General features: G+C 41.7%; 16 protein-coding genes and 2 tRNA genes. 11 read left to right on the top strand and 7 right to left on the bottom strand.

Annotated elements, in window-relative coordinates:
• Window positions 1-3: 3 nt before the first annotated feature.
• The 5 genes from F7B60_01060 to F7B60_01040 all read right to left on the bottom strand — a co-directional run bounded on the left by F7B60_01060 (window position 4) and on the right by F7B60_01040 (window position 8,303).
• Window positions 4-1,542, bottom strand: coding sequence for an ATP-binding protein (locus tag F7B60_01060; GenBank protein MCE4614105.1), 1,539 nt, complete (start codon window positions 1,540-1,542; stop codon window positions 4-6).
• Window positions 1,539-2,792: a DNA double-strand break repair nuclease NurA gene (locus F7B60_01055; GenBank protein MCE4614104.1), complete on the bottom strand. Its 1,254-nt coding sequence runs from the start codon at window positions 2,790-2,792 to the stop codon at window positions 1,539-1,541. Before F7B60_01055 ends, F7B60_01060 begins: the two co-directional genes overlap by 4 nt.
• Window positions 2,793-2,794: 2 nt before the next feature.
• The gene (locus tag F7B60_01050; GenBank protein MCE4614103.1) at window positions 2,795-5,539 is read right to left on the bottom strand and encodes an AAA family ATPase; all 2,745 of its coding nucleotides are present in this window, start codon (window positions 5,537-5,539) and stop codon (window positions 2,795-2,797) included.
• A 6-nt stretch (window positions 5,540-5,545) separates the two neighbouring features.
• Window positions 5,546-6,805, bottom strand: a complete 1,260-nt coding sequence (locus F7B60_01045) for a metallophosphoesterase (protein ID MCE4614102.1) — start codon at window positions 6,803-6,805, stop codon at window positions 5,546-5,548.
• 127 nt (window positions 6,806-6,932) lie between these two features.
• Window positions 6,933-8,303 carry an NAD(P)/FAD-dependent oxidoreductase gene (locus F7B60_01040; protein MCE4614101.1) on the bottom strand — a complete coding sequence of 457 codons (1,371 nt, stop codon included), beginning with the start codon at window positions 8,301-8,303 and terminating at the stop codon, window positions 6,933-6,935.
• Window positions 8,304-8,535: 232 nt separating this feature from the next.
• Between F7B60_01040 and F7B60_01035 the strand changes: the two genes are divergently transcribed.
• From F7B60_01035 to F7B60_01015, 5 genes are all read left to right on the top strand, one after another.
• Window positions 8,536-9,480 carry an ATP-binding cassette domain-containing protein gene (locus F7B60_01035; GenBank protein ID MCE4614100.1) on the top strand — a complete coding sequence of 315 codons (945 nt, stop codon included), beginning with the start codon at window positions 8,536-8,538 and terminating at the stop codon, window positions 9,478-9,480.
• Window positions 9,480-10,211 (top strand): ABC transporter permease, encoded by a 732-nt coding sequence (locus F7B60_01030; protein MCE4614099.1) that lies wholly within the window; start codon window positions 9,480-9,482, stop codon window positions 10,209-10,211. Before F7B60_01035 ends, F7B60_01030 begins: the two co-directional genes overlap by 1 nt.
• A 73-nt stretch (window positions 10,212-10,284) precedes the next feature.
• Window positions 10,285-10,360: transfer RNA gene (locus tag F7B60_01025), tRNA-Ala, on the top strand.
• A gap of 123 nt (window positions 10,361-10,483) precedes the next feature.
• Window positions 10,484-10,684, top strand: a complete 201-nt coding sequence (locus F7B60_01020) for a hypothetical protein (GenBank protein ID MCE4614098.1) — start codon at window positions 10,484-10,486, stop codon at window positions 10,682-10,684.
• 100 nt (window positions 10,685-10,784) lie between these two features.
• Window positions 10,785-12,242, top strand: coding sequence for a hypothetical protein (locus F7B60_01015; protein MCE4614097.1), 1,458 nt, complete (start codon window positions 10,785-10,787; stop codon window positions 12,240-12,242).
• Between the two features lie 58 nt (window positions 12,243-12,300).
• Here F7B60_01015 and F7B60_01010 read toward each other — a convergent pair whose 3' ends face one another.
• Together F7B60_01010 and F7B60_01005 are read right to left on the bottom strand one after the other, a co-directional pair.
• Window positions 12,301-12,639, bottom strand: a complete 339-nt coding sequence (locus F7B60_01010) for a hypothetical protein (protein ID MCE4614096.1) — start codon at window positions 12,637-12,639, stop codon at window positions 12,301-12,303.
• A 148-nt stretch (window positions 12,640-12,787) separates the two neighbouring features.
• Window positions 12,788-14,635 (bottom strand): C45 family autoproteolytic acyltransferase/hydrolase, encoded by a 1,848-nt coding sequence (locus F7B60_01005; GenBank protein MCE4614095.1) that lies wholly within the window; start codon window positions 14,633-14,635, stop codon window positions 12,788-12,790.
• A 531-nt stretch (window positions 14,636-15,166) separates the two neighbouring features.
• Here F7B60_01005 and F7B60_01000 point away from each other — a divergent pair.
• The 6 genes from F7B60_01000 (at window position 15,167) to F7B60_00975 (ending at window position 20,639) form a co-directional block, all read left to right on the top strand.
• The gene (locus tag F7B60_01000; GenBank protein ID MCE4614094.1) at window positions 15,167-16,120 is read left to right on the top strand and encodes a metallophosphoesterase; all 954 of its coding nucleotides are present in this window, start codon (window positions 15,167-15,169) and stop codon (window positions 16,118-16,120) included.
• A gap of 10 nt (window positions 16,121-16,130) precedes the next feature.
• Entirely contained in the window at window positions 16,131-16,832 is a 702-nt protein-coding gene (locus F7B60_00995) for an MBL fold metallo-hydrolase (protein MCE4614093.1), read from the top strand.
• Between the two features lie 53 nt (window positions 16,833-16,885).
• Window positions 16,886-17,809, top strand: a complete 924-nt coding sequence (locus tag F7B60_00990; GenBank protein ID MCE4614092.1) for a hypothetical protein — start codon at window positions 16,886-16,888, stop codon at window positions 17,807-17,809.
• 43 nt (window positions 17,810-17,852) lie between these two features.
• Window positions 17,853-17,926: transfer RNA gene (locus tag F7B60_00985), tRNA-Ile, on the top strand.
• Window positions 17,927-18,203: 277 nt separating this feature from the next.
• Window positions 18,204-19,370 (top strand): MFS transporter, encoded by a 1,167-nt coding sequence (locus F7B60_00980; protein ID MCE4614091.1) that lies wholly within the window; start codon window positions 18,204-18,206, stop codon window positions 19,368-19,370.
• Window positions 19,371-19,478: 108 nt separating this feature from the next.
• Window positions 19,479-20,639 carry an MFS transporter gene (locus tag F7B60_00975; GenBank protein MCE4614090.1) on the top strand — a complete coding sequence of 387 codons (1,161 nt, stop codon included), beginning with the start codon at window positions 19,479-19,481 and terminating at the stop codon, window positions 20,637-20,639.
• Window positions 20,640-20,641: the final 2 nt, after the last annotated feature.

Raw genomic sequence — 20,641 nt, 5'->3', positions numbered from 1 at the left:
AGGCTACATTACATCGCTAACATCGCGTGAACTGTTCTTAGCTATATTATGGATCATCCATAAATCAGATAAGCTGACATCGCTTCCTGCCCTCTTAACATCGCATAAGTCAACTTTGACAATCGCAGGGAGCCTCGCCATCATACCGACGACCACAGCCTCACCAGGATTCAACCCGGGAAGTAGATCCTTTATATTGTCAGACATCTGCTCTGTTGATCTCTGCACATAACTCATATCAGTGGGCTCTACTATCCTTAGAATGACCTTATTGTTAGTTTGGCTTAGGACTTCTGAATCAACATTCTTAGGCCTCTGGCTTACTAGGGTTATTCCAAGCTGGAATTTCCTTCCTTCGCGTGCTATTCTTGAAGCCCAGTACTTCGTCAATGTGTAGCCATTTGACGGTACAAGTATATGAGCCTCTTCTATGAAAGCTATAACCGGGACGGGATAGCCGCTAGCTCCCTTCTTACGAATATACTCTTTCCTAGCTCTAAGAAGTCTCCTTAAGTAATGTGCAACTACAGCATCAGCAGCTCTCTCATCAACGCTTGATAGGTCCACTACATTGAGTTTCGACGGCACGATGAATTCTTCTAGTTCAGTCGGAGCGAACCCATCGAGTATATCCCCATAGTAATAGGTTATATCATCCAGTCTATTCAGAACCCCTCTAGCAGCACCTTTTGTTGTAGAGTCATTCTTTTGTTCAATTGTTGACTTGACAGTGTTCTTTAATAGATCCATTATTTCCCTTGCAGAAATCTTCTTCTCTAATCTAATCTCATTAACTTTCTCCCAGGCCTCCCTGAGTATTCTCTCCTGATTATGAGCGTTTTCAGGTAGCCTTGCAAGTGTTCTAAGCTCCTCGAACGTTAGGTTGACAGGGTTTATCTGAGGGTTCTGGACATTAATTACACCAGGTAAATCCATGCTAGAATATTCGCCGTGCATGTCGAATATAACTGCTGTCCCTCCGAGTTCTTCTACTATCCTCTTGGTTAGAATGCATACAGTATTGCTTTTACCCCCGCCAGTAACCGCAAGTATAGCCAGGTGTCTTGCTAGCTGATCTGCGTTTATCTTAAATGGGACAGTTTCGTCAGATAACAATCGTCCGATTCTTATCCATTTCCTCCCTTCTGGACCAAATATTGTTGCAAGGCTTTCACGTGATGCCGGATAAACATCGCTGGATGGGATAGGTGGGAGACTAGGTGCTCTTACCTCCCCTTTCTCAAGAGCTTTCAGTAGGGAAAGCCACTGAACTAATCCTCTCAAATACTTCTTACCTGGAAGATCTCTAAACCTACTCATCTTACGGGCGTCATTGACGTCCGCCATATCTCCTGGGAGAAGAGGGTTACCGGCCCTTATGCTTTCAACTATACCAAGAATGACTCCTTCCTCCGTCTCGGTGGTAATATACATTCCCACCCTAGGTTTGATAACATAGTCCGGGTCAAATAACACGATACTTTGAAGGGGACTGCTCTCCCCGACTATTACCCCAATGGGTTCCAGTTTAATATCACTCATTCTCCGAGCACCTCACGGGATCCGTGTCTAGCTTGGAGACCTAAAGAGTTGAATAATATATCTGCCTCTATGGCGGAAATCTTACTTCTCTCATGCACAATTTTTAGAATCATGGGATAACCATCTGTTAACTCGAGCCCCGCCAATTCTCTTGTTACACTGGCAATAGTAAACTCCATGTTCTTTGACAACTCCTTTTTACTCATTCCCTCAAGCTCGCCTGATGAGAAAGGTATTTCCACTCTTAGGACGGGAGAATCTCTTGCTAATCTAGCATAGAATCTCAGCACGTTCAATTTACCGTAGAACTCTGCTAGTCCCAGAACATTCCCTGGGAATAAGTCGAGGCTACTGATAGTCCCTTTCTCTAATAGCCTCCATAGATGTCCTTCAATGTCCCCCGAAACACTCACCCTTTCAGGGTTATAGAAATATCCTGGCTCCATGGGATCTACTAGTTGTACTAGAAATACATCACTATATAGATCATGGTTGTATAGGAAACTTGTTCTACTTGACTTAGATATGAATATGGGTGCAATATTCTTCTCCCAAGCCTTCTCTAGTAACCTTCTGAGAAGAAGAGTTTTCTCCAAGAATTCAAGGTAAAGAGCACAGTCACGAAGTTCCCTGTCACCAGTTAAAAGCAGGATCCCACCTTCCCCAACAGCTGAAGCCTCGTCAACATCTAATAATCTCCTCGACGCTAATGGCTCCTTCAAAGACTCGGATTCCAGAACATTTAGATTAACCCTCTCATTTATGCATTTGATAGGATGTCTCTCAGCACTCCTCAGCATTCTATAAACTACTGGTTCAACTATGAGGCTGACAATACTGCCATCTCCAAGGTATATACCACCTGCATCCATAGCGTCCAATATTTTTAAAGCACTCCATAGCTCAGCTGTATCACGGTAGATAGATATCCTAGTTTCTTCTCTAGAAGGCGGTATAAGTACACCTAGATCAGCGTATACAGCCTCTCCTAATGGAACGTTATCACCCATATTGTTAGATTTGTACGCTACACTATATCCTCTGACCATATAGACGGTGAAAGCAGCAAGCCTCTTTACTCCGAGCCCTCCATCAGTAGCAGCTTGCTGTATAGGCTTCACAGGCTTATCGATAGTCTTCCTATAACTATCTAGTTTCATAGATTCCATGAACTGGGTGTAAGCAAGCTTTTCTAGCAATCCCCTCTTCACACTTATTTTCGCATAGAAATCAGAAGGATACACCGTCATCCCTACTCACACTCAACTTTACTTGATCCATTCGCCTTGTACACGTTACAGAGCACGTCAGCTGCATCCTTTACTTCCTCATGGTGTGTGACCAGAACCAGTTGCCTCACACCAGTTATTCCTGCAACAGCATTCTCTATGATTTCGACTAGGGATTTCCTTCTTTCCGGGTCTAAATGGGTTGTAGGCTCATCCAAAACTAGGAACCCCATAATACCGCCCAAAACTTTGTTCAACCCTACAACAAAAGCTAAGGAAATCGCTGTCTGCTCGCCTCCGCTTAACTGGGATATGCTCACTTCAGCTCCAGTCGGATCTAATACCTTAAATTCTAGTGTTTCAGGGTCTACTGAAACTCCTGTATATGTCAAGTTAAATGTTCTAATAATCTCAGTCATCTGGGATTCCAGCCTCTTCAAGGTCTCGTATAGAATTAGGGATGGAAGCTCTTCTAGGATCTTCCGAATCTTGTATAGAATTTGCAGTTTTCTAGACACCTGCCTTAATTCGTACATGTAATCGGATAGCATGCCTCGAGTTTCCTTCAGCTTTTTAAGCTCGCCTTCGAGTCTTCCTTTATGCTGAGCTAGGTTAATTAGCTCCCCTTCTATATTCTCCTCGTCCTGCCTCAGTTTATCGTATTCCTTTGATTCTTCTTTGAGTACAGCTATTTCTTTTTCAAGGTTCTCAATCTCCCTCCTTATTTCCCTCTTTTTCTCCTTCTTCTCACTTATACTAGATTCAATCTCAGATAACCTCGCTTGAAGCATTAGTTTTTCCTTCTCCTTTTCCAGCAACTCTTTAACAAGAGGTACAAGTTTAGTTAAGTCTTCAGGTAAACTCCATTTCCAAGCATATTCATGAGCTTTTTTCGTTAGCGATAACCTTTTATCTGTTAGAATATTAAGGTCCCTTCTCTTCTCAGCTAGCTCTTGTTCGATTTGTTGTTTGGCGGCTTCCAAATTACCGTATTTTCTCCTTATAGCATGGAAAGCCTGCCAGGTTGGTTCAAGTTCTTTTTTCTTTTCTTCGAGCTGCGAAAAAGATAGTTCCATTATTTTCTTCTCGTTTTCCATCTTCGTTATTTGCCCAACTAGACCGTCTGGAACCACTGGTTTAGAGAAGTTTAGACTTTGAGCTTTCATATACAATTCCTGGAATGCTACTAACTCCTGCTCAATGGTTTCTCTTTCCCTTCTCAGTCTATTAATCTCAGGCTCTATTTGACTAGTCCTCTGTTCAAGATCCTCTAATTGCTTGGATAGCTTCTCCCCCAAATCACTCATTTCTCCGGTGGATAACTCGTGGCCACATAATGGGCACCTATTACTTGTTCCGGAAGAGATTAGGTCAAGTTTCTCCTTCAATTCTTTAGTTTTTGCTTTGATAGACTCTTCCTCTATTTCAAGCTCTCGTAACCTCTCGTTTACCTTGTTCTGCTTCACCTTAGTTCCGTTTATTATACTCTGTAAATCCTTTATCGCATTTTCCACTGTTTCCGAAGGAACCCCTTCCGTTTCCAGTTCCGCTAGGAACCCCTCTTCTTTCTTCTTCCACTCATCGAGCTTTTTGAGGCTATCTCGATATAATACAATATCATGTTCGAGTTCCATTATCTCCCTATTCAATCTATCGATCTCGCTCCGAACCGCTTCGTATTCCTCTGCTTTTCCCTTCTCTTCCAGGGCTTTTTTGGCTTCATTTAGCTTCTCTTCTAATTGCGAGATGCCAGGTTCTAGTTCCCTGATTTTGTATTCAGTTTCTTGTAATGGTATCAGAACTTTATTGTATAGGCTTCCTATGTCCTCAGGTATCTCGAGTTCAGCTATTTTCTTTTTTATTTCCTGCTTTTCATCCTCTAGCTTCCTAATTCCATTCACGATTTCTTCGAGAGTCTTTTCCCTAACCTCCATTAGCGTCCTCTTAATTTTAAGCTGATCTCTTTTTTCCTCAAGTTCCCTAAGTCTGATGAGTATATCATTTTTACGTGCCTCTAACTTATTTATCTTATTTGAGAGTTGCTTTACTTGATCCTCCCCGAATTTTATATTGACTATAATTTTATCAAGGTCTTGTTTCGTCCTCATAATATCTCTGTTAACTGCTTCTAAACCATTTTCTCTCGACTCTGTGGGATAGAAGGTTTTATTGTAAGGAGGATCTAATGGGATGGTTATCCCCTTATTTTTGAGTTTATCCACAGCTTTCTCATACTCATTTAATCCAAGAAGCTCCTGGAAATACTCCTTCCTTGTCCTTACACGGCCTCCTGAGATCATGTCAAGTATATTTGCAAGTCCGCCTTGTCTAATAATCGTAGTGTTGGCCAACATATTCTCGGGATCCAGTCCTTCCGGATAGAATTCCTTCCTGAGATAATCTCTAACAGCTGTTACACCAGAAGCCACTACCTGTTTGTTCTTGAAGACATAAGCTTCACTAGTATGCTTTGAAATAACTGCCCTAATCTTAAATTTATCTCCAGTCACCTCATCAGTAAACTCTCCAGTAACCACTGTCTTATCCGTGGATCTCCTTATCAAATCTGTTTTACGGCCTCCCCTTATGCTCCTAGGTTGTTGAGGCTGGGCTAGAAGGAGAAACAATGCATCAACTATACTGCTTTTACCTGCGCCATTCTCCCCGGCGAGAACATGTATTCCCTTCTCGAAAGTAATCCTTGTATCCTCATGGCTGAGGAAATCCTTCAACTCCAAAGAGTCCAAGAGCAAGCTTCTTTTCCTCATTACCATTCACCAGAAACGATCCAATGTCTTAGGAATCTTCTCCTGTTCTAGGAGGACGTTTTTATACCCAGAAAGTTTGGCCAGAATGTTTTCTAGATCCTCATCCGTTCCGGTGAGCAAAGCATCCTTCAATTCTAGAATTATACTCGCAGCTTCCAAGAGTTTACCTTTATCTTTCTTCCCAGAGGGGTCTATTAGGCGTGCAACCATACTCTTAACGTCCAGTGTAGAACTCCCTGTTCTATCACGGCTTTCATCCTCGATTCTCTTATACCAAACTCTAATGTGGATTCCATACTTTGCTTTAATCGATTCTATTAGCTGGTTGAGGGATCTGCCCGTGATCCTCATTTCCCTTGGTACTGTCAACTCAACGTGTATGAGAGGCTCTTTCATCCAAGTATCACTGTATTTGAGTTTAAGGATACCTATATCGTTCATCAGCCTCTGAGGCGTAGACTCGATAATATACTGAGGTCTAATATTTCTAATAATTACACGGTGTATAACTGGTTCATCACCAGATAGGTCAACAAGGTAATAGCCACGACCTTTTTCAATTATCTCGTCTTTTCTGAGAGCCTCTAAACTCCCGGGGTAAGCATAGGGAGTCACACCATGGTCTAAGCAATCTTCAAGGCATATTGAGGGTATATGAATATGGCCCATCGCGGCGTAATCCGCTTTCGGCAGTAGTGCTGGTGAGCTTAGTATGGCTCCAAATGGAAAGTCTGTTTCGAAAGCGAGATGGGCTACAATAAGTGATTTACCTCCCCTGTTCCTTCGGTCATTCTCGAAGATAGCCATTATCTCTTTAGTAATATCTCTCCTCTTCTCATGTGAAGCCTTAATGAAGGGTGTTAAGTAGATAGTTAGGCCGTCCATCTTGTAGATGAACGGGTCTATGATCGGTTTACCCTCATAGAACGAGATCTTAGGAGGTGCATAGACGTTGCCGTTGAGAGATTCAGCTAGTAACTCGACAGGAGTCCTATCCCTCACCTTAGGATAGTCATGTTCACCGTAGGTAAACACTATGGGAAAACCTTTGTCAACAAGCCTCCGGAGATCCTTTAATGCAACGATTAATGTATCATTATCAGGCCTAGGGTTGTCGAAGAAGTCTCCCGCCACGACAACAAGGTCAGGCTTCTCGCTTATAATGCTGTCAACGAGTTCCGAGAAGGCTTCAAATATATCCCTACGCCTGAACTCCATTTGATAAGGCTTAGCCCCCAAATGGATATCAGCAAGATGTGCTATCATCAATCATTAATCCACCCGGGCCTGTTCTCCTATTAACAACTTGTCTAAGCCGAGTTTTATATTATCATAGGATCTTTCGAGGAGAGACCTGAATGAATATAAAAACGATCCACCTAGAAGTTCCACTTTAAAGTTTAAGATAATAGTGTATGGGCTCTCCCCTCACAGCCTCCTCAAGCTCCCTGAAGATCTCAGCCATAGTAGGATGTGGGAAAACAGTTCTATGCAAACTCTCCACCTTAACTCTATTAGCCACTAAATAAGAAGCCAGCCCGGACAGCTCTGAAGCCAAAGGGCCCGCCATCTCGAAACCGAGGATTTTACCTGTATCCCTGTCATATACCATTCTAGCAAAACCGTTACTCCAACCCTCAATGAAACTCCTTGTCAAAATAGATAGTGGCACCCTCCTCCTACCCGCGTTATACCCTTCCTTCTTCGCATCACTCCAAGTATAGCCTACCTGAACGATCTCGGGGTGAGAGAATACGACCGTAGGTACAGGATAATCAAATACAACCTCGTTACCTGCAATATTCTCTGAAGCTACGAGACTCTGATAATAAGCCTTATGAGCTAACAACGGAGGGCCGATAACATCCCCGACAGCATAAATTCCTGGAGCACTGGTTTGTAGCTTATCATCTATTTTAATGAAACCCCCTTCATCCACCTCAACATCAATATTATCCAGCTTAAGCTCCATGGTATTCGGCTTCCTACCGGTGGCATTGAAAACATAGTCAACAGCTCCTTTTTCACCACTAGAGAGCTTATACCAGACTCTATCACCGTCAATAACCAATACCTCATCCAGTACGGTTGATGTATAAACCTCCACACCAAGCTCGTCAAGTCCCTTATGAACTTGTTTGGAAAGATCTCTAGGCAACCCGGGTAAAACATTCTTCAACATCTCGACGAGAACAACACGAATACTAGCATTAGCAAATATCCTACTATACTCCACACCAACTGCACCAGCACCTAGGATAAGAATAGACTTAGGAGGATCCTTAAGGCTGAGAATATTCCTATTATCAAGCAATCTAGGCAATCCCCTAACAACAATGGGGATAACTGGTGACGATCCTGTTGCGATTAACACCTTCTCTCCACTGTAAACTTTATCTCCTATATTAATTATATAGCACCCGTTCCTCTCTCCCAGAAAAGATCCCTTCCCTGATGTAAAACTAACACCATATGAAGAGAGAACGCTCTCAATTCCACTTCTACTCCTGCTAGCGGCTTGCAAAGCAAAATCAATACCATTTCTCCAAACATCTACAGACACAAGGCTCTTGCATTTCCGGTACTCGAAGTATCCGATCAATGCTTTCGTGGGAATGCAACCATAATTCGTACACTCCCCCCCGATCAATCCGTCATTCACAAGGCCTACATTGAACCCTTTACGGGCAAGAGATATAGCTGCCGGATAACCACCAATACCTCCCCCGAGAATGATAACATCAAAATCGCATTGACTCGTCAAAACATTCACACCAGTAATAGAAAGTAACTCTTGTCCTTGTTATAATATGTAGCACTGCAACTACCTGCTTTTTTAGCAGCTAATACTAATTTCCTTAATAAAAGGAGTCAGCAGGTTCTTTTGCATTATACTATTCATGATAGTTTCCTCTTAATTCGATATGTAGGAAATCCATATAATCGTTATATTATTAACCGATCAGTCAAACAGTAGGGATGAGCAGGGGGTTAAAATGAATAGCAGCAACGATGATTGCATTATTTCTGTAAAAGATTTAACAAAGGTATATGACCAGTTTACTGCTGTTGACCATATATCCTTCTGTGTCAAGAGAAATGAAATTTTTGGTTTTCTAGGGCCAAACGGTGCAGGTAAAACCACTACTGTTAGAATGCTCGTCGGACTCACAAAAATAACTCTAGGCAAAGCAAGAATAGACAGTTATGACATAGTTAAAGAATACAAAGACGTTAGGAGAATAATAGGTGTAGTCCCTGACATATCAAATTTATACTCTGAACTAACCTCCCTTCAAAACCTCCTCTTCTCAGCTGAAATGTATGGCGTGCCAAAGGACGAGAGGCTAAAACGTGCGGGGGAACTCCTTAAATTCTTTGGACTTTGGGGTATGAAAGACTTTAAATTCAAGGATCTCTCGAAAGGCCTTAAAAGGAGACTTACAATAGCTGCTGCACTAACTCACAACCCTAAAATTTTATTCCTAGACGAACCGACTGCAGGTCTAGACGTTATGAGTAGAAGGATGGTTTGGAAGAGAATACTTGAATTGAATAAGTCAGGCGTAACTATATTTCTAACAACACATAATGTCTATGAAGCATTCCACATATGTGATAGAATAAGCATAATAAACAAGGGAAAATTAGTTGCTTCGGGAACACCAGGGGAACTCAGTAGAAAATTTAGTGCAAAAGAAGTAGTTGAAGTAGCCTTTCAACCAAGAAACCCTAGTGGAGAGGAATTAGCTGAAAACCTTAAAGGAGCTTTGAGTATAAAAAGTGAGAAGGATCATATAGAAATCGTAACCTCAGATCCTATACCGGTAATCGAAGGTCTAATTAATTTCGCTAAACTTACTCAACTTGAGATAAGCATACTCAACTTGAGAGGAGCTGATGCTGAAGAGTTATTTTTGAAAATCGTTGGTGAACAGTAATGCTCGACGAGTTTATTAAATCAGTTTATATAGCTAGAAAGGATTTCAGAGAGTACTATCTAAAGCCAGGCTCCCTAAGCTGGGGAATAATCTTCCCCTTCGTCTTTGCATTAGCCTTCATGACGAGGAGGGGAGGACTCACAGAATGGCTAGCACCAGGCATGATTTCACTAGCACTATTCTTCGGCTCCACCTCCATGTCAGCCATGTCCATAGTATTCGAGAGAAGAATAGGATCCTTCGAAAGACTCCTACTATTCCCAATAGGATACAACTGCATATCACTAGGCAAATCACTAAGCAGCTTCATAATGGGGATAATATCGGCAATCCCAGTACTACTCCTAACCCTGATAATCCTACCGCAACCACCAGTATTCACACTATTACTCACAATAACCATACTGATAACCACATTCGCATCATCAACCTTCGGCGTTCTCCTATCATTCATGGTAAAAGATCCAACTCAAGTCATGACAGTATTCAACATAGTAAGATTCACAATGATGTTCCTATCAGACATCATAATACCAATAACCGCAATGCCATACTACGTAATTCCAATATCACTAGCACTACCACTAACCTACATGACAGAAGCCCTAAGATACGCTTACACAGGATCATACGACATACTGCCACCAGAAATATCTATAACAGTCTCACTAATCCTAGGAATACTATTCCTAGTGGGAGCCAGTGAAGTCATCAAAAGAAGCAAACCCTAGTTCCAAGGAAGCCCTCACACCATAATCACTGAATGCTTAAAAAAGCCGTTGAACCTAAAAGAGATATTGAGATGGGCCGGTAGCTCAGCTGGAAGAGCGCCGCCCTCGCACGGCGGAGGCCCCGGGTTCAAATCCCGGCCGGTCCACCACACCCATACTTTATTTATAATTTTATTATAACTGTGTTCAAACTAGAGAATTAGAATTTGGAGGAATAGGAGACAACGAAATGTGAGCCTGGAAGCCTGACATCAGAGCAGAGATGTGAGCTCTTGAAGAAGTTAGTGGGAGAAGGTTTTGCGGTAGATTTTGCTAGGAAGTTAAGGATTTCTCGGGCATCCCTCTACAGGTATATGAAGGGGGAGAGGGAAGTGCCTGCTGCTCTAGACCCTAAACTATGTAATTTAGTTAGTGAGGATGACCTCCTGGCCATATTTCCACATGGTTCTTTAAGGTGTTCTCTCAAGTGGTAAGGGAGTATGTTATATGCAATTATTTCAATAAAATTCAAACATTAATTCATTAGGAGGTACAACTATGTGTTGGCGGATTCGATTTTCATGCTACTTGGTCTTGTTTTGTCTGTTAAGCAGTTTATTTTTACCTGTAATTCATGCAGGAAGCGCCTATGAAGTTCGCCAGGAAAGCAATGTAAAAGTTATTATTCATCTCACTACTAGTGCTGACCCTTGGCTAAAGCATAATGTTGCAAGGATTCATAATCTTGCAGAGGAAATGGTTTCCAAGATTGTTAAGATCCTTAATATTAAGGGTAATGTAAGCATCAACATAACCATATACTCCATAGAATATTTCAGGGAGCCTGGGAAACCTCTTTACGTGTCTTACTTCCCTGAGATCACTAAGAACGGTGTGGCGGTTATTTACGTACCTTACAAGCTGAGATATCATGTCTTCGACACGAATGTTACGGAAGATTATGAGAACCTTAATTACCTATTCCTTAAGATATCCGATGCTGTTAATCTATACTTTATAAGGAACTACATTTCACCGAGTTTTAACGACGTAGCAGTTAATTTCAGGGAGGGTTTAAACCTTTACCTAATGATGAAAACATTACCAGTAGAGGCTATCGAGCTTGAGCTGAATGGCTATCCTAACGAACCCGTGCTTTACCTATTTGACCACAATGCTGACATACCGTTGAAGGAGGCTTTTAGTGGGTTAACTGCAGTGGGATTAGCTTACCGTGCAGAAATTGAGAGCTTTGCTTACTGGTTAATAAATAATTACGGTTTAAGTAAGTACCTTAAGTTATATAAGCTAATGTGCCGGAGCCCAAGCATTAAATACTTTAAGGAGGTTTACGGTTTAGATCTCGATGAATTAGAGGGAGAATGGCTTAATTACTTGGGAAGTAATTATAGGTACCCCAGCGATTATGAGCCATTCTATAAGTATTTAGCATTGACAAACACGACAATAGTATATGATGGTAACTACCCCCAATTAAGGGAAGCTGCGCAACAAATTAAGAGTGTAATGTTATTTGACTACGCCTACTCATACCCCCTAAATAATTCAATAGTTATCGAACCATCCACTGAAGTGGATGATTTAGCTAACTTATTGTTGAGGAGTAATGTTTTAGTTATTACTTTATCCAACATTTCATTGTTTAGGTCAGCAGTTAAATTAATGGAAGGAAACTACGTGGGTTATTGCAGCAACGGATTCAGGTTCCTAAACAAGTGCTACACAAACGCATCAGACATGCTAACACTGATAACGAACACTAATCAAACAAAAGCACTAGGGATAATCACAGGAAACAACGCCACCACAATAACCAAATACATAGGGAAACGCCCGGTGTTTACATTGGATGATTATGCCTCAGGCTGCCTATACACAAATAACTCAGTATACATCATATACCCATTAACATTACAGAAGACAAAAACAGTAAGACCCAATCAAGTTCATTATCTAGAGCCTATTACCATAATTTTCCTGGCGTTATTAACCATCGCCCTCACATACCTCGTTGTGAGGCGTAAGGTATGAAACCAGTACTAAATAACGTTAAAAACCGAAAAGTACTATTTTATAATAAAATAAACAATTATTTACAGACAACTCTCGCGGCATTATCCACAGAAGTCCCAGGTTTAACCATAACTACACCTATACCTCTGTTCTCGAAGAACCTCTTCCCACCTGGACCCATAGCAGTGGCAACCAACCTGGACACCCCTAGACCCGCTAGTATCTCGTGAATACCCCTCCTCTTTCGAGCCTCCTCACTATCTAACTCGTGGCCCATATCACTGAAAACATTCTCAACCCTATCCACGACAACAGGCTCCCCGCTACTACAATCGAATATAAGGTAAAACTTAGCCTCACCAAAATGACCAATATGGACAACCTTACCATCCGAAGTAGCAACAGCAATTTTCACGGAGAAACACCAGATTATCAATCTCTTAGGTAAATTAATTAATAAAAGATACCCGATGGGTTATTTTCGCTTTAATATATTCCTGCTAGTAGTTATTGCTACTCAATAGATCTAAAAAGGATAAAAGAATAATAGGCCGTGAAAAAGGTTAGGATGTAAGAGGCCTTATCGCGACAGCAACGTATCCTAGGAGTCCAAGAATTATCACTAGCAGGCAGATTATAACTGCTTGGTATCCTATTATTGCTGAACCAGTTGACTTGACCTGGTTTAGAGTGTTGTTTACCTTGGCTATATTGGCGTTGGCCTCCTGAACATTATAGTTTACCTGTTCTCCCTGGCTTATGAGTGCTTGGTAATCAGCTTCCAAGTTATGATACTGGCTGATAACCTTCTCCCATTCCTGAGAGGCTTGGCTGAGTTGCTCTGAGAGTTGTTTGAGCTCGTTCTGGATGTTAGCGGATTGCTGGCATTGATTGTGGATTTGGTCTTGTATTCTTTGTATTAGTGTGCCCAAATAGGTTAGGGAGCCGTTGAGCTTGTATGCTATACCCATAAGTTGATCGTATGAGACCTTTCCTAGTATGACTGGTTTCTCGGAGAAGAATACCTGTAGGTATATTGGTTTTGTGAATGAGGACTGCCCTTTCAGTATAACTGCTAAGCCTAGCTGGGGTTCCATCCAGATTGCTCCATCATCGTGTGGTGCGTCACCAACTAGTGGTAGCTGGGACATTATTACTCCATCTTTTAACGTTAGCTTGTCGCCACGTATTTGTGCGTCGTATATGTAGTGGGCTATCATATATCTCTCAGGTGCCTCCCACATCCAACTATAGCTCTCATTTGAAATGGCTTCCTGCCAAGTGGAGGGATGATGAGGTATTCCTATTACTGTTTCATTAACAGTGTATAAACCGTTAACAATCCAGCCGTCTCCTCTTAAGACACTGCTATAACCTTCCTTGTAATATTTAATGTACGGCACCGGCTCGAGCATTCTACCGGTCTTTAGGAAGGGGTCTTCTTTAGGCCATGTTGGCTGTGTGTGGGGATTTACTATGAATCCTAGGCTGTATGGTGTTACTTCGACCTTAGCTATGTTCCCCTTCATATCTGATAGTGACACATCGTCACCGTAGCCGGAGAACCCGTATTTGTTGAATATATCTTTGAATAGCTGTATAGCTTGGGATACATTATCAGCGTATTGTAAAACGTATCTATCCCTTATCATTTCAGGCATACCTACAATATTTTCCCAACCCTCTATATGATGTTCTATCATGCCCACGCCCACATCGTTGAAGCCGTTTTGGAAGAGGCTACCTGCAGCTGTGAAGTATGCTATTCTATGCCCATCGCCTGGTTCAGGCGATTCCACCACGTATATGAAGTAGGGTGCAAGGGCTTCAGCGTCTATGGTTGTACCTATTATAGCATTACCATCTACTGTTAGGTTCCCTGATATTGCCGCCCCAGTACAGCTAAAGTCTACAAATGCGTTGATCATAAGTATATCAAGGTATGTTATGTTATATCCGAGGCTTAAGCCCGGATATTTTGCTTGGAAATAGTTGAAGCCATCTGCCATACCTTTCATTTCATCAATATATTCCTGTGGAATATACTTCTCATACAATCCTGCTGCTCCAAGTAGTCTCTGCCTCCAAGTACTAGTTGGTATTCCCTGCGCATGGCTTAGCACTACGTATGCCCAGGTTAGAAGTCCATAAATCTCCTCTCCAGCAAGGAAACCATACTCATATCCCCTATCATACGGGTTGCCAGATATATAGAGGACTTTTAATGGCCCAGTATATGTCATACCAACTAAAATGAAGAACCCCGCTCCTGATGGCCGATTTATAAATCCTGATGTTCTTCCAATATAGGCTTGATTGGTTTTCACAGATGAACTCGCATATGCTATAGTGGATCCTGTGAATAGGACTAGGATAAGGACCGCGGTTAGTATGGTTAATGGTTTCTTCAATAGAAACCGCCTCATAGGAAATGACTGACGCTTATATTTGTCCAGAATGAAGAATATATAGTTAACTTTAAACTCGTGGTTATATATAAGGAAGAAGCTTCCTTCCTGTTTACTTAGTATGTAAGTGCCTTTATTGTACTGGGAAATACATTATGGTGAATTCCTCGACTATACTTGATCAGTATTCTATTCGCTAAAAGTAATTCTGAATATGAGATATTTGACTAAGATTACCTTTCCAGCAAGTATGCTATGGTTATATTAGCTTCAGTGAAGAAATTTCTTCAAGTACCATGCTTAACTAATGGTAAAAATTAATCTCTAACATCTGAAGACAGGTAATTTGATAATTGAGCTTACAGTAGAAAACATAATCATTTAATAGTAATTACTCAAGGGATGGACCGTATTTAATTAGATGCATCCAGCTACATAGTTAATAGACTTAACCTTGCTTGAAAGAACATCTCTTTTAATATAACTATAAAACAGTAATTATTACAAATATGGGAGATTAGCTTTATTGAGGTGATGAGGATTAAACTTACCCGTAAAATCGACTCGACATATTGTAGCAATCTCATAAATGAATACATGGGGAAAATACCGTTCACACCTTGGTTGAAGGCTGATAGGGCAGACTTGTCGAAAGGCTTCCTTATAGTCGGTGATATCCATGGGTCACTTGATAATCTCTCCAAAGCAATAGAATTTGCTGAAGAAAGGAATGTTAGCAAAATAGTTTTCCTAGGGGACTATGCAGACAGGGGGAATAGTGGATTTGAAGTTATATGCAATCTAATTGAGATGAAGCTTAATGACCCTGAAAGAATCCTTCTCCTCAGAGGAAACCACGAGTCTAGACGTATGAATGCATACTACGGGTTCCTCGACGAGCTTCATACAAAGTTCGGGGGGGATCTGGGGTTTAAACTGTTCCTAGCTATCCTAAACCTATACCAGAAGCTAACTTGGTTAATGATAGCTGGTGACTGGTATTTAATTCACGGAGGAGTCCCATGTAAAATTTGCAGTGCTACAAACGGTGAACCGGCCGGCCTTGAAGAATTATTCACATCTGCAGAGAATGCGAAGAATGCTATTGAGACTACTGAGGGAATACCTAGCATTCTAATACAGGCCCTGTGGAATGATCCAGATGGAGGTGTAAATTGGTTTGCCCCTAATATCAGGGGAGAGGGAATATATGTATATGGAAGGCTTGCGTGGAAATCATTTCTCGACAGGAACAGTCTCAAGGGCATTATACGGTCTCATGAGGTAAAAGACGCTTATGCCCTTTGGCTTGCTAATGGAAAGTACTATGAAGGTGAAATGCTGGAAGAATATGTGAAGGGTAAAGAGATAATGATTAGTGAACTAGATCACCCGGTTTTCACGGTTTTCACAAGCGAATACCATTTAAGAGGTGCTGGTGTAGCCTTGCTCTGGAATGATTCCATAGAACTCGTTAGAGTAAAATGAGGTGTTTAAATTGAAGTCTAGTCTAGTCCTGACGATCATTAATGATAATGAACCGGGACAAGGATTGATGAATGAATGGGGGCTAAGTATACATGCTAAGCTTCCAATAGGTATGGAAGTTATCTTCGACTTCGACACCGAACCCAGCGTATTGAAGTTCAACATGGAGAAGCTCGGTATTGATCCAGGTAATATTAGGATAGGAGTACTTAGTCATAGGCATATGGATCACAGCGGCGGTTTAAGTTACATAGCTATGGTAAATAATAGGATTGAACTATATGTTACGGCTGACTCGCTAAGCCAAGTAAGAGACTATGGGTTCGAACTAATCAAAGTAAACAGAGATGGGCTTAGAATAAGCGAAAGCCTTTACTTGACACCGCCTTTACCCGCATATGGCCTATTAGAACAAGCGCTCCTAATATACCCTCAAGAAAAACATCCTGTACTCCTAGTAGGATGCAGTCACCCGGGAGTAGATAAGCTAGCGGAGGCAGCTACGAGAATTATAGGTGAAAAACTATACCTGGTTATCGGAGGATTTCATATGCCTAGTAGAGGTACTCTAGATAACCTCACTCGCCTCACCAGGTTCGTTTCACCAATACATTGTAGTGGAGAGCAAGCCAAAAACTACGTTAGAAAGGTCTACTCAGAGAAATACATTCCAGCGAGAACCGGGAGCACTTTAGAAATACCATTCGAGTAAAAGTATTGTTTATATAAAAGGCTTGGAGCATCCCATTAACATGCAGGGGAGGTGTGATAAGATTAACCCCTAAGCTGGGATTCAGGCATTTCCAACTAGCATTCTCGATAACTGTTGCAATAGCCTTCTTCATTATACTTATCCAAGGAATAATAGTACCTCCCCAAAACCCCGTAATAGCCTTACTATCCTCCATAGGATTAGCCGTAATTCTCTATTACACGCAAGTCCTCGTATACGGAGTCTCCGCAGTAGTATACCTAATCTTAACTTTAGCTACCAAGATAAAGAAAACAGGTGAAACAACCGGAGTATTTGAAACAGAATACTATACCATTGATGATGACGAGGAACTAGTATCATGGGACATGAGTAACACCGGTGAAAGCTTCGCTGTAATCCAAAGCATAAAGTCACTTGCAAACAATATATCAGGCCAACCTCCCTATGTAGCGTTACTCGTAGTCTCACCGAGAGGCTCAGTAATCTACACAGAGAACGATGACCTATTCGACGAATACGTCTCGGAATCAGTCCTCGAGCAGGAAGAAGAGAACTTCGAAAGAACACACCTGAGACCAGATGGTAAAATGAATCGGGGAATAAGGATAATAAAAGAAACAAAAGACTCGAGAGACGGCCTTCTCGTAATAATGGACAAGGATACCTATGAGAGGCTGTCAAAGCTCATCATGGCATCCGGAGAAACACTGATGATCGATAACCTGAAAGACCTTGAAATAATATACAACCTCATCAAAGAACTAGTTAAAACCTATAGCGAATCCGATCTGAGCAAACCACTCGCGGCGTATTCTACTGTAAAGACGCTTAGTAAACTAGAGAAGAGGGGTGCCATTGAGGTAAACTCTGCATTAAAATCCAAGCTCCCCCTTGAAGACAAGTCAACAGTCATCCTCGTTAACAGGCAGATACAAGAGGAAGAGAAACTGAAGACGGATAGGAGGAATAGGTAACCCTTATTTATCGCAGCCTGTAAACCAATGACTCTTTGGATTAGGGCCCGTAGCTCAGCCAGGTGGAGCACCCGGCTGATAACCGGGGGGTCGGGGGTTCGAATCCCCCCGGGCCCACTAGGCCCCGCAGGTTCTTATACTTAGTAACCTTCTAGTAAGGAGAGCAATGAAGTAAAGTATAGATAGATCTCTATTTTTCAATGTAAGATTGAAATAGTCGATCATACCTTTTCAACGTAAATTCCTATGTATAGGTTGATTCTATAATTCATTCAGTTATCCTTATTATGAAGCTTATATAAGACCCCATTATCTCGGGAACCTTAATATAGCTTAATACATAAGATTAAGAATGCTGAATTAGACTGCATGCACTGTCACTAGGTGTACTTGCTTGAATAAAACCAATGAGCAACTAGGAATTATTCATAGTGCGACATTTACCATTTTCTTCGCAATGAATATAGTGGTTCCTATATTGGGCCCTTATCTGGCCTCCCTAGGATTCAGTGACACCGAGATAGGGGTCATAGCAATGTTTATGCCTCTAACATCAATTATTCTGAGGCCCTTAGCGGGATTTATTGCAGATACTTGGAGTAGGAAGTATCTTTTGATGACTGGACTAATTGCAACAGTATTGGCAGGGTTCTTCTATGTGGGTCCTAGGCTAGTTGTACCTTTCGGGAGAGTATTCCAAGGTATAGGTATGGCGTTATTTGTTCCTGGGAGTACAGCTCTTACATCATATCTAGCTAAGAGAGTGAGGAAGCTTGGATTGCATATGGGTGCAAGAAGCCTGCTTAATGGTCTCGGCTTCACAGTCGGACCACTCACATCAGCTTATCTGACTGTTAATTATGGTTATCATGCAGCTTTTATTGCACTAGCAATCGCACCACTACCATTCGTCTATCTTTCCACGAGGCTCGATGACGGGATAACTCATAGGCAACGTCCAGAAATAAATTACATTAAAATATTGAAGAGATGGCTCGTCGTAGGAAGAAAACCCTTCATTCTATGGACAACGCTGTCGATGACTCTTATGACTGTGGGTTATACTTCTATACAAACATTCCTCAGCTTATATTACCAGGCAACCTATGGGAGAGGCGTAGTTCTCGCTGGGATATTTTTCACGATTTTGGGTTTATCAAGTATACCTACCAGAGCTATAGGCGGTATATTATCCGAGAAGAAGGGTGCATATAAGGTAGTGGAGACGGCTTTGATCCTAATACTGCTTGGTTCAACAACTATATTGTTGAAAGGAATTCTTTCATTTATTTTCTCACCCATTTTCATAGGCCTAGGGTTAGGATTGCTTATACCTTCTATGCTCGTGGGAGTATCTCAAGTAACAGATAACGAGGAGTATGGGGCTGCTTTCAGTTTCTCAACAACCTATTGGGATACAGGGGGGTTGATAGGACCATTACTGGGAGGGATATTGAGTTCCTTGTCAGGTTACTGGCTGGCTGTACTATTATACCCCCTGTTAAACGCTTTAGCTGTTGGATCATTTACGATATACTATTTATTTGAGAGAAATAATTGAGATGCTAATTCCTAGCTGTTGAAGCCTTTCTTTTGCCAATAACTCTCTATGCAATATAATGAGATATATACCTATACTACACCAAGCCTTGACTCTGGGAGGCCGATAATGGATAGAAACAATGAGCAGTTAACGATTATCCATAGCTCAACATTCACAATATTCTTCGCCATGAGCGTAGTCATACCCGTCCTGGGCCCTTATCTGGCCTCCCTAGGATTCAGTGACACCGAGATAGGGGTCATAGCAATGCTAACGCCCCTGACTTCGATGCTTCTCCGGCCCTTCACAGGCGTCGTAGCTGACTGCTGGAGCAGAAAGTACCTTGTCGTAGTGGGACTGTCCGCTACAGCCTTGTCAGGTCTTCTATACGTCTCTCCCAGGTATATTGTACCATTAGGCAGAGTATTCCAAGGTATAGGTGTAGCCTTCTACGTTCCTGGAAGCATTGCTCTCACATCATACTTGGCGAAGAAAACTGGTAAGCTCGGAATGCATATGGGGATTAGAAGCCTTCTTAATGGACTAGGTTTTACTATTGGACCTTTAGCCTCCGCGTATCTCACGGTCGACTACGGGTTTCATGCACCTTTTATCGCACTAGGGTTAACTCCGTTACCTTTCATATATCTTGCATTAAAGCTAGAGGAAGGAATTGAATATAGGCGTAAGCCTGCCTTGAAACTAGCAGAAATACTGGAGAGATGGTTCTCTATGGGCAGGAAGCCTTTCATACTTTGGACTACAGTAGCTGTGACAGTGATGGCAACTGGATATAGTTCCCTGCAGACGTTTCTTAGCTTATATTACCAAGAAGCGTATGGAAGGGGAGTTCAACTAGCTGGGACGTTCTTCACTATAGCTGGTTTATCAAGTATACCCACCAGAGCAGGGAGTGGAATTCTATCAGAGAGAATAGGTGCATCTAGAGCAATAGAGTTGGCATTTACTTTGATTCTAGTAGGTTCTATGACAGTGTTATCAAGAGGATTTATATCATATATTATCTCACCAGTATTCATTGGACTTGGTTTAGGAACGCTAGTTCCATCAATGCTTGTAGGCGTCTCCCAAGTTACTGATAACAGGGAATATGGTTCCGCTTTCAGCTTCTCGACAATATCTTGGGATATCGGGGGGCTGATAGGGCCTCTATTAGGAGGAGTGTTAAGTTCATTCTCTGGGTATAGGTTGGCTATATTAATATATCCTGTACTTAACGTGGTTGCACTCGGCGCATTTACACTGTATTTCCTACGGAGGAAATGAAT

It is taken from the genome of Candidatus Tiamatella incendiivivens, assembly GCA_015522635.1.
In the GTDB taxonomy this organism is placed as follows: domain Archaea; phylum Thermoproteota; class Thermoprotei_A; order Sulfolobales; family Acidilobaceae; genus Tiamatella; species Tiamatella incendiivivens.
The sequence above is the reverse complement of the archived record's forward strand: the minus strand, read 5'-3'. Positions and strand labels throughout refer to the sequence as shown.